Genomic DNA, 10,079 nt, shown 5'->3' with positions numbered 1-10,079 from the left:
CCACTGGTGCTGCGATCGTGACCATCCAGCCGCGCGGGGCGAAGCGCGCGCGAAGCTCGCGCAGGAAATGCCGGTAATCACCGTGCGCCCTTGCTGGCAGGCTTTCGAGGTCGAGCATGACGCCGCGGCCGCCTTCGGCATCGATCATCGCGGTCAGGCGGTCGGCGAACCGTGCCCGCGCGGTCGGGCTCGCCAGCAGCGCGGCGATGCCGGCACTGTCCCAGCCGCCATCCTCGCGCGCGTTCTGCACCATCGGCAGCACCACCGGCGCCGCGTGCGCACCTTTCAGCACCCGGTGCAGGTGGGGATCGCTTTCATAGACGAAGCGGTGGTCCGCGCCCGTCACCGTCGCCAGCCCCGGCACCAGCCAGTCGAGCCGATCGACATGCGCCGACAGCGATTGTCGCGATGGCGCGTCCCACGGCATGTAAAAGCCCACCACCGGCAACGGACGCGTGATCGCGGGAGAATGGGCGGGGGAGGGACCTGCGGGCAACCAAGGTCCCACCGCGGTCCGCTGCGGCTGCGCCGCGCTGGCATGCAGCCGCGCGGCATCCTCCGTCAGGCGCAAAGGCAGTTGCGCGCGCGCGGACGTGACCATGTGCGCCAACAGCCCGGCAACGAGCAGCACCAGCAGCAGAGTTGCCACACCGGCCGCGCGAACCCAATACGCCCGCCGCCCGCTGTCATCATAGAAGATCGGATGTGTCACAATGTCCCCGGCGAATGATGCGCCGTCTCTACCGACCGAGTGGGACTATATGGTTAAGGTGTCAGCTTGGCGCCCGCACGGGCGACGGCGGGCCGCCACGGGCCCCTGCATCGTTGCCGGGCGGCTCAGAACGCGGGGGAAAAAGCGAATGCAGCCTAGCGGCAGGCGCGCCAGCCGATGCTGCCGCGGCTGGCCTGATCCAGGTGCAGATGATCGGCGTGGGCGGCGTTATAGTCCGGCGACAGCGTGGTGGCGAACAGGCGGCACGCACCGTCGCGAACCTTGTGGAGGAATGCCGCCTTGGCGCCCCCGTCGCGCCAGTCGCGGGCGACGGTGATGCGGGTGCCGTCGGCCAGACGAAACCCCGCGATGTCCAGCGCATCGGCAGTGGCGTGTTCGCTCCAGTTCCTGACGTCGCGGCCGGCGATGCGCCGGCAATTGTAGCTGCCGTAATGCGCGATCTCGATCACCGGGCTGCCGAACGTGCGTTGCGCCGCCGGCTGCACGACGTCCCATTCCCACATCGTCATCGCCGCTGCGACCGGACAGGCCATCCCGACGTCCGCCGGCGATAGCGCGATGCGCCGCGCGCCCCCCGCGGTGAGGCGTAAGGCGTCGTCATAGCCGCAGCGCGGCGCGTCGCGACGCGGCGGCAGCGTCGTGTAGCGCACCCCCGCGCGGTCGAGCAGCGCGCGGCAACCCGCGAAATCCTCGTCGAGCCCGGTCAGCTTGCGCCCCGTCGCCATTCCGATCGGCGCCCCGAGATCGAGCGGCGTCCAGGGCAGGTCCTGCGGTTTGCCGCGCACGCCGGCCCATATTATCAGGAGCGTCATTGCCGCCAGCAAAAGACCCGCGGCCCACCCGATCGACCGGCGCAGGGTCCGCATCACCCGCGCAGTGACCCGCTCAATACTTCGGATGTGACCGGATAGCCCAGATCGTCGGGGATGCAGAGGTGGTCGGCACCCTCGCGGTGTTCCACGAAGGGCGTGATCGTGCGGATCGGATGCGCAATGGCATCCGCCACCGCGGCGTCGAAATCGGCGAAGCGCGCGAGGCGTTCCAGGTTGCGCCGGGTGGGATAGATGATCGTCGCATGGCCGGCATCCGCCTGGTCGAGCACGTCCGCCGCACTCGTCCAGATCAGCCGCACGTTTTCGGTGGCGTCGACGGTTGGGCTGGCGCCTGCCGGCGCGCGAGCGAGGTAGAAATAGGTGTCGAAGATGCGCGCATGGGCATGCGCAGGCAGCCAGCGCGCGAACGGCACCAGTGCGGCCAGATCGAGAGCGAAGCCCGCATCCGCCATCATTGCGTCCATCGGCGATCCCGCATGCAAGCCGTCACGCATCGCCGCGACCGCCGCCGTGTCGGGGCGCGGTGTGAGGCCGATGGCGAGGCCGGCTTCCTCGATCGTCTCCCGGATGGCAGCGATCCGCGCCGCTGCGTCCGCCAAGCCGGAGCCGCTATCCGCAGCCAGCGCATGATCCCCCGGATCGATCCGGCCACCGGGAAAGACGAGGGCGCCGCCGGCGAATGCCATAGCCTTGGCACGTTCCACCATCAGGATTTCGGGCGCAAACCCAGCACGGTCGCGCATAACGATCAGCGTGGCGGCGGGGATGGCGTTCGTCATGCTATCGACACTGGCTGCTGTCGAAACTGGCACAACCATATTCCGACATCGCCCATACACGATTGGGCCCATACACGATTGGGCCTATACACGATTGGCGCGCCCGGCAGGACTCGAACCTGCAACTCCAAGCTTAGAAGGCTCGTGCTCTATCCAGTTGAACTACGGGCGCGCGCTGACGTCGCGATAGCCCGGATTGCGTGGGGAGTGAACCGCGATCATAACGGGGCGCATGGGTGAGGGGCAACATCAGGCCGTGGACGCGGGCCAGGTCGCACAGGCGCGGTTCCGCTATTTCGATTTCCTGATGGCGGCGTTCGTCACCGTCCTGCTGCTGTCCAACGTCATCGGCGCGGGCAAGCGCGCGGTGATCGACGTGCCGTTCGTCGGGGCGTGGCCGTTCGGGGCGGGCATCCTGTTCTTTCCGGTGTCCTATGTGCTGGGCGACGTACTGACCGAAGTCTATGGCTATGCGCGCGCGCGGCGGTGCATCTGGGCGGGCTTCGGCGCGATGCTGTTCATGGTGGCGATGAGCGCGATCGTCGTCGCGCTACCGCCGGACGCGGGGTGGACCGGGCAGGCGGCCTACGAACAGGTGTTCGGGCAAGTGCCGCGCATCGTGCTGGCCAGCATCTGCGCGTTCTGGGCGGGCGAATTCGCCAACAGCTTCGTGATGGCACGGATGAAGATCTGGACGCAGGGGCGTCATCTGTGGACACGCACCATCGGCAGCACGATGGTGGGCGAGGGGATCGACAGCCTGATCTTCTACCCGTTCGCCTTCTACGGCGCGCCCGACTGGCCGGTGCAGGCGATGCTGACGGTGATGGCGACGCAATTCGTCCTGAAAGTATCGTGGGAAGTGCTGCTGACACCGGCGACCTACGCCATTGTCGGCTTCCTAAAGCGGCGCGAGGGGGTCGACGTGTTCGACCGCGGAACGAACTTCTCGCCGTTTCGGACGGGCGTCTAGCGGCGCACCGCTGATAGACGTTACCCGCGGTCTGCGCGCCGAAATCGCACGCTCACAAAAAAGGCGGGCCCGGTCGCCGGCCGGACCCGCATAGCTATTCAGGCTGTCAGAACCGAACGTTGACCCCCGCTACCACCTGCCGGCCAAGCAGATCGTAGTTGAACATCGTGTTGTTCCTGAGCAAGCCCAGCACGCCGCGCGAGTTGGGAACCAGCGGCGGATCCTTGTCGAACACATTGTTCACCGACAAGCGGAACGTGAACTGCTTGGCGATGTCGAAGCTGGTCGACAGATCGATATAATTATACGCGTCCACCCCGGCATAGGTCGTCCGGCGATCGGCCGGGGTCACCGGAACACCCGTGGCGGGATCGGCATTGTACGAGATCGTCATCGGGCCGATGTGACGCCAGTTGAGCGAGACGCTGGCGATCTTGTCGGGGGAAATCCAAGTGGTGAGCAGGCCGTGCTTCCACTTGGGCAAGCTCTCGCCGCAGCCCGGTCCGTAATAGCCCACGCAGTTGCGCGGCGGGACATCCGGCGAATCCTGCGAGCCCACGCGCGTTACCAGCGAGCCGTTGAAGGACAGGTTCAACGCACCAACGCCGCCCAGCCCCAGATTATACTGGCCCTGGAAATCCCAACCATGCGACTGCGACTTGAACCCGTTGCTCGTGCCGGACGCGAGATAACCGGTAGCCGGCCTGGCGCCGTTGGTGATCGGGCTCGACAACGTGCCCGTTCCCGGGTTGCGGACGATGCCCCGGCAATAATAATTGATACCCGTGCCTATGCAGCCGTTGAGAAAGTCGGTCGTCTGAAAAAAGTTTATCGAGTCGTTCAGGTTGATGACGAACCGGTCAACCGACGCGGTCAGGCCGGGCAGGAAGCGTGGGCGCAGCACAACGCCGAAGGTGGTGGTATAGGCCGTCTCCGGCGTCAGGTCGAAACCGCCGCTGCGGACGGTGCATCCCTGATCGGGGCAGCGCAGCGTCGCGCTGCCGTAGAGAGCGTCGGGCAGGCCCGTCCGGCGGCACTGCTCCAGCGAGGCGGTCGGCGGCAGCGTGCCGTTCGGGTTCTGCGGGTTGACCTGCGATGCGCAAGGATCGTTTACCCCCGGGACCGTCTGGTAGAAAACCCGGCTGGCCTGATCCGCCTCGATGACGCCGGGTGCGCGCTGCGCCTTGTTGTACGCACCGCGGAACGTGATGTCCTCGATCGGCGCCCACAGCCCCTCGACCTTCCACGTGTCGAACTTGCCCGGAAGCCGATTATACTTGGACAGACGGTAGCCGGCATTGACCTGGAGCAGCTTGGTCCACGGCCGATCCTCGATCAGGGGTGCCTGTGCCTCGGCATTTACCTCCCAGACATTCTGGGTGAACGTCGCATCGTCGCCACTGCCGTTTTGGCGGGCTATCTCGTCAAAGGCTCGGACGAATTTCTCTGCGCGAAACTCACTGCCGAACGCGACCGCGATGCCCTGTCCGGCCCATGGCGAGGTGATGCCGTACCGGCCCAGATCGGCAGACAGCGTCGCCAGTCCCTGCCACAGGCTTGGGACCGAGATAGAGGAGCCGAACACGTTGTAGAACAGATACTCATTGAGCGCGGCGTTGTTGTTGTTGGCCCTAAAGGCGTCGAACGGCACGCAATTCGGATCGCTGACGCCGTTTACCGGCTTGCAGGTCGGCACGCCGCCCACGTTCACCACCTGCAGCGCGCGCTGCAGCCGATCGAAATTCGGGATCGGCTGCCCCTGGAACGTCGTCTTGTTGCGAGCGTACATGCCGACCAGGTCATAGCTCCAGACGTCGTCGAGCACGCGCCCACGCAGTCCCGCCGTCACCCGGAAGCCGCGGTTTAAGATTTCCTGATCGGCGGGGGGCAAACCATCGAAGCGATAGCGGATATCCAGCGGCGCGTTGTCCGATGTTCCCGCGCGCGCCCCGCACAGCGTCTGCGCCTGCGAAGCTGACAGGAACGGATTGTCGCAGTTCACCAGATAGGGCTGGGAACCATAGGCGGTGAAGTTCAGTGTCCGGTTGAGTTGGGGATTACGCGACTTGTCGCGGTAGAAGAGCGCGCTCGAATACAGCTCGATATCGTCGGACAGCTTGGCGGTCAGGAAACCGCCGGTGTTGACCCGCTCAAACTCACGCTGGGAACTGAATCCGTCAAAGGGATTGGCGACGGTGTTCGGGCCGGAGTTGATGGGGACGAAACTGCGCGATCCATCGGGATTGTTGACGAACTGCGTATTCGCGCTCGGTCCCGCCTGCGGGATGATCGTGCCGTTCGGAGTGAAGCTGGCCCGCGTACAGGCCAGCGGGCCGTCCTTCACCGGCTGTGCGACCTCGCATGCCGAATAGGATCGCGCCGCCAGCGGAATGATGTCGGAGTGGTTGTAGTTGACGAATCCGGTGATGTTCACCCGTCCGTCGAACAGGTTCTTGCCCAGCGCCAAGTTGACGTTGACGCGCGCGCCGTCGTTGGTCAGCCCCCGATCCGCGGGCAAGAAAGCCCGCCCGGCCGCGTCGGTGACTGCGTTGGCCCGGTTGTTATGGTTGAAGAAGCTGTAATTGCTCGTCAGGTTCACCCCGTCGAAATTCTTCTTCAGGACATAGTTGACGACCCCGGAGATGGCGTCGGACCCGTAGACCGACGATGCGCCGCCGCTCAGCACGTCGATACGCTCGACCAATGCGGTCGGAATGATGCCGACGTCCGCGCCGTTCGCCAGGCCCATGCGCAACCCGTCGACCAGCATCAGCGTACGCTCATAGCCCAAGCTGCGCAGCTTGATGCGCTGGCGCCCGGTGTCCGAATCGGCGTAATTCTGCTCCGCGTTCGCCTGCACTTGCGGCAGTCGGTTGAGCACGTCCTCGATCGTGGTGGCACCCTGGATGGCGATGTCACTGGCGGTGGTGGTGGCGATCGGCGCCGCCGATTTGTTGTTCGGACGGACGATGCGGGTGCCGGTGACGACGACGTCGTCCGATCGGTCAGCCGCCGGGTCGCTGTCCTGTGCCGCGGCGAGCTTGGCGGACGCGACAGGGTCGCCGATCGATGCAGCGGTAGTATCTTGCGCGCCCGGCTGGGCGGCGGGTTCCGTTTGCGCAACCGCCGGCACCGCCAGCAGCGCCGCGACACAACACGTGGTCGCCCAGACACTTTTCAACGATATCATCATCTTTCCCCTTCTTGCAGGATAGTCCTGCTTGCCCATCCGGGAATTAGGGGAGGCGCCCCCGCCCCGCGTTCCGAGATGTTTCAGCATCGGCGATGATCTCACGACATCGTCCGGCTTCGAAACTGACACGGCTACCGGGTGCGTGACAATACCAATCGGAACGTCACCAGGGACAGGCACTCACTTCCGCGATAATTTCGTGAAACAGTGCAGTTTTGCTGCATACCAATCCAGTCTGAAGGATACCAATATAGCGCAACTTCGCCGACCCCGGCGGGCTGCGGTTCGCTCGCCGCGCATCGTACACGGAGCAGGTGACCACCCAAGTATTCGGCTGTCTGACCGGTCGTGTCGGCAAACAGCGGGGCAGGTGCCCGCCTTGGGTTGCGAGGCTCAAGCGCCGCGCAGTATCAGGCGATCGTTTCCAGCAGCCCTTCGAACAGCGCGCGGCCGTCTATTCCGCCGTGGCCGGGTGCGATGCGGCGTTCCGGGTGGGGCATCATGCCCAGCACGTTGCCGCGGGCGTTGACGATGCCAGCGATGTCCCGCGCGGCGCCGTTGACCGGGTTGGCGTAGCGGAACGCGACTTGCCCTTCGCCTTCCAGCCGGTCCAGCGTGTCGGCGTCGGCGAAATAATTGCCGTCGTGGTGCGCGACCGGCACGGTGATCGTGTCGCCTGCGCGGTAGCCCGCAGTGAACGGCGAGCGCGCGGCGCCGACCGTCAGCGCGACGTCGCGGCAGACGAAGTTCAACCCCGCATTGCGCATCAGCGCGCCGGGCAGCAGCCCCGCTTCGGTCAGCACCTGAAAGCCGTTGCAGACGCCCAGCACGGGCACACCGGCGCCCGCCGCTTCGACGACCGCGCGCATGATCGGTGATCGCGCGGCGATCGCGCCGGAGCGCAGATAATCGCCGTAGGAAAAGCCACCGGGCACCGCGATGCAGCCCAATCCTTCGGGCAATTGCGTGTGGGCATGCCAGACCATCGTCGGCGCGGTGCCGGTCACCGCCTCCAGCGCCACCGCGAGGTCGCGGTCGCAATTGGAGCCGGGGAAGACGATGACTGCGGACTTCACGCCCGCTCCACCCGGTAATTCTCGATCACGGTATTCGCCAGCAACTGGCGGCACATGGCGTCGATCGTGGCGTCGGTGGTGTCGTCCGACACGTTCATCTCTATCAATTTGCCGGCGCGCACGCTGTCCACCCCGCCGAAGCCCAGGCCGGTGAGCGCGTGTTCGATCGCCTTGCCCTGCGGATCGAGCACGCCGGGTTTCAGGGTCACGAAAACCTTGATCTTCATGGCCGTCCGCTCCTTACTTGCCGCGCCGCTTGCGATGGCTGTCGAGATCGAGCACCGCGCCGTCCTCTCCCTCTGGCAGCAGGCCCAGGCGGCGGGCGACTTCCTGATAGGCTTCCGCTTCGCCCCCCAGATCCTGACGGAAGCGGTCCTTGTCCATCTTGTCGTTGGTTTCCATGTCCCACAGCCGGCAGCCGTCCGGGCTGATTTCGTCCGCCAGGATGATGCGACCGTAGTCGTTGTCCCAGATGCGGCCGAATTCCAGCTTGAAATCGACCAGCCGGATGCCGACGCCGGCGAACAGCCCGCACAGGAAGTCGTTCACCCGGATCGCCAGGTCGGCGATGTCGTGCATCTCCTCCTGGCTGGCCCAGCCGAAGGCGGCGATATGTTCGTCGGTGATCATCGGATCGCCGAGCGCATCGTCCTTGTAATAATATTCGATGATCGTGCGCGGCAGCTTCGTGCCTTCCTCGATCCCCAGCCGTTTGGACAGCGAACCGGCGGCGACGTTGCGGATCACGACTTCGATGGGCACGATTTCGACCTGGCGGATCAATTGCTCGCGCATGTTCAGGCGGCGGATGAAATGGGTCGGCACGCCGATATGATCGAGAAGCGTGAAGACATGCTCGCTGATGCGGTTGTTCAGCACGCCCTTGCCGTTGATCGTGCCCTTTTTCTGCGCGTTGAAGGCGGTCGCGTCGTCCTTGAAATACTGGATCAGCGTGCCGGGTTCCGGCCCCTCGTACAGGATCTTGGCCTTGCCTTCGTAGATCTGACGGCGTCGAGCCATGCGCACATCCCCTGAAAAAACGCCCGTCAAAACACAGGCGCCCCGGCGGCGCGGGTCAGCGGCTCCGGGGCGGTATGGGCGCGGGCTATAGGCGAAGGGTGCCGGGGGTGCAATCATTCGGCAGGGCCGATCAATCGTTCCCACCTTTGGCGGCCCCACCGCCGCCAGACCAGCCAGATCAGCAGCAGCGCGATACCGGGCGGCCCCAGCGTCGCCAGCAGCCAGATCGCCCAGATCAATGTCGTGCGGGTGGAGGACAATGCCGCATCCGCGCTGTCGCGCAGCGCATTGCCGAAGCCGACGCCGCGGCCGGCCTGATAACTGAACGCCATCGGCGTATCCGCCAGCCGCGCCGCCTGCGCGCGCGCAGCCGCAGCCTGGGATCGTTCGGCCTCGGCGCGCGCGGCCCTTCGTTCTTCGAGGCCTTGCCGCTCGGCGGCCGGCAGTCGGGGATCGCGAAGGCGTCGCTCCAAATCGGCGGCGTCCGCTCCGGCGGTTCGCTCCTCGGCCCGCGCCTCGGCGATCGCCGGCTGCATATCCTCTCCGGTGATCTCTGCGCCGACGAGGGTGGCACCGATTTTATCGGCGGACCATATGGCATCGCGCCCGAAGCGGCGCGCGATTCCGGCAGCGACCTTGACCGAAAGCGATGCGGACGCCTGGCCATCGCGATCGACGGTGTACGTCAGCCCGGTGATCCGGCAATTGGCGAGGCCAGCATGCTCGCATGCCTGCGCGTGCGTTTCTTGCAAGTCGCTGATTTCGCGTGAGGGGAGTTCGAACGCGTAGCCGTAGGTGAACGCCACGCCCGCGCTGGCATTCCCGCCGATATCGGGTGCTTCCCTGCCGTCCGGTGCCTTGCTGCACGCCGCCAGACACAGGCTCGCCAAAACGATCGACCGCTTGCGCATCGCTATTCCTCCCACCCACATGCAATCAACATCATCCAAGTAGGAATTGGCGTCAACCGGCCTGACGGCGTTGCTGGATTTGAAGGAAAAGGATTGCGGACGGACGAGGCGACGGCCCGATTAGTTCGGCGTCTGCTCGAACGCCGCCCGCACCAGCCGCTTCGCTTCGTCCCAGGCGGCGCTGCCCGGTGCGACCAGTTCGACGTGGCCGGTGCGGGGGACGGTGTGGAGGGTCGCGCGGTCGCCGGCGGCTTGTGCGAGCGCGGTGTAATCGGTGGCGAAGACATAGGGGATGATCTTGTCCTCGCGCCCGTTCACCAGATCCTGCGGCACATGCAGCGGCAGGAGGCGGGGGATGGAGGTGTCGGCATAGGGATCGCGCCGGGCATGACCGCCATCGGTGCCGATCAGCTTGGCGACGACCTCGCTGCCGCAGCCGTTTTCGGGCGTGGCGGCGGTCCGTTCCAGATCGGGCAGGCCGCCCAGGCTGATGACATGCGCGATCTTGAGCGGCCGGCGGCTACGCAGCGGGCTCGACCGCGGCAGGCGGGGGCGAGCGGC

Annotated in this window: 8 protein-coding genes, 1 tRNA gene and 2 pseudogenes; 1 reads left to right on the top strand and 10 read right to left on the bottom strand. The window is 65.8% G+C overall.

Going from position 1 to position 10,079, the window contains the following annotated elements:
* The 4 genes and pseudogenes from VF649_RS03850 to VF649_RS03835 all read right to left on the bottom strand — a co-directional run.
* Nucleotides 1-712, bottom strand: a pseudogene (locus VF649_RS03850) (polysaccharide deacetylase); the annotation flags it as partial.
* Between the two features lie 155 nt (nt 713-867).
* Entirely contained in the window at nt 868-1,599 is a 732-nt protein-coding gene (locus tag VF649_RS03845; protein WP_331010637.1) for an extensin family protein, read from the bottom strand.
* Nucleotides 1,599-2,345: an NUDIX hydrolase gene (locus VF649_RS03840; protein ID WP_331010636.1), complete on the bottom strand. Its 747-nt coding sequence runs from the start codon at nt 2,343-2,345 to the stop codon at nt 1,599-1,601. The genes VF649_RS03845 and VF649_RS03840 overlap by 1 nt, the downstream gene beginning before the upstream one ends.
* Before the next feature lie 95 nt (nt 2,346-2,440).
* A tRNA-Arg gene (locus VF649_RS03835) sits at nt 2,441-2,517 on the bottom strand.
* Between the two features lie 60 nt (nt 2,518-2,577).
* Here VF649_RS03835 and VF649_RS03830 point away from each other — a divergent pair.
* Entirely contained in the window at nt 2,578-3,318 is a 741-nt protein-coding gene (locus VF649_RS03830; protein ID WP_331010635.1) for a queuosine precursor transporter, read from the top strand.
* A gap of 106 nt (nt 3,319-3,424) precedes the next feature.
* Here the strand turns inward: VF649_RS03830 and VF649_RS03825 are convergent, their stop codons facing one another.
* The 6 genes and pseudogenes from VF649_RS03825 to VF649_RS03800 all read right to left on the bottom strand — a co-directional run.
* Nucleotides 3,425-6,508: a TonB-dependent receptor domain-containing protein gene (locus VF649_RS03825; RefSeq protein WP_331010634.1), complete on the bottom strand. Its 3,084-nt coding sequence runs from the start codon at nt 6,506-6,508 to the stop codon at nt 3,425-3,427.
* A gap of 413 nt (nt 6,509-6,921) precedes the next feature.
* A complete protein-coding gene (purQ, locus tag VF649_RS03820; protein WP_331010633.1) occupies nt 6,922-7,587 on the bottom strand; it encodes a phosphoribosylformylglycinamidine synthase subunit PurQ in 666 nt (221 codons plus the stop codon).
* Nucleotides 7,584-7,814: a phosphoribosylformylglycinamidine synthase subunit PurS gene (purS, locus tag VF649_RS03815; RefSeq protein ID WP_331010632.1), complete on the bottom strand. Its 231-nt coding sequence runs from the start codon at nt 7,812-7,814 to the stop codon at nt 7,584-7,586. Before purS ends, purQ begins: the two co-directional genes overlap by 4 nt.
* Nucleotides 7,815-7,827: 13 nt before the next feature.
* Nucleotides 7,828-8,607, bottom strand: a complete 780-nt coding sequence (purC, locus tag VF649_RS03810; protein WP_331010631.1) for a phosphoribosylaminoimidazolesuccinocarboxamide synthase — start codon at nt 8,605-8,607, stop codon at nt 7,828-7,830.
* A gap of 113 nt (nt 8,608-8,720) precedes the next feature.
* A complete protein-coding gene (locus VF649_RS03805; RefSeq protein WP_331010630.1) occupies nt 8,721-9,518 on the bottom strand; it encodes a hypothetical protein in 798 nt (265 codons plus the stop codon).
* 120 nt (nt 9,519-9,638) lie between these two features.
* Nucleotides 9,639-10,079 (bottom strand): annotated as a pseudogene (locus VF649_RS03800) (alpha/beta hydrolase); the annotation flags it as partial.

The sequence above is a fragment of the Sphingomonas sp. genome, from assembly GCF_036387535.1.
Classification (GTDB): Bacteria; Pseudomonadota; Alphaproteobacteria; order Sphingomonadales; family Sphingomonadaceae; genus Sphingomonas_R.
This window is presented reverse-complemented; position numbering and strand designations above follow the sequence as displayed.

What these genes read in the sequence shown, in the direction of transcription:
- VF649_RS03845 (WP_331010637.1), bottom strand. Translation starts at nt 1,599, where the DNA reads ATGCGGACCCTGCGCCGGTCGATCGGGTGGGCCGCGGGTCTTTTGCTG.
- VF649_RS03840 (WP_331010636.1), bottom strand. Translation starts at nt 2,345, where the DNA reads ATGACGAACGCCATCCCCGCCGCCACGCTGATCGTTATGCGCGACCGT.
- VF649_RS03830 (WP_331010635.1), top strand. Translation starts at nt 2,578, where the DNA reads ATGGGTGAGGGGCAACATCAGGCCGTGGACGCGGGCCAGGTCGCACAG.
- VF649_RS03825 (WP_331010634.1), bottom strand. Translation starts at nt 6,508, where the DNA reads ATGATATCGTTGAAAAGTGTCTGGGCGACCACGTGTTGTGTCGCGGCG.
- purS (WP_331010632.1), bottom strand. Translation starts at nt 7,814, where the DNA reads ATGAAGATCAAGGTTTTCGTGACCCTGAAACCCGGCGTGCTCGATCCG.
- purC (WP_331010631.1), bottom strand. Translation starts at nt 8,607, where the DNA reads ATGGCTCGACGCCGTCAGATCTACGAAGGCAAGGCCAAGATCCTGTAC.
- VF649_RS03805 (WP_331010630.1), bottom strand. Translation starts at nt 9,518, where the DNA reads ATGCGCAAGCGGTCGATCGTTTTGGCGAGCCTGTGTCTGGCGGCGTGC.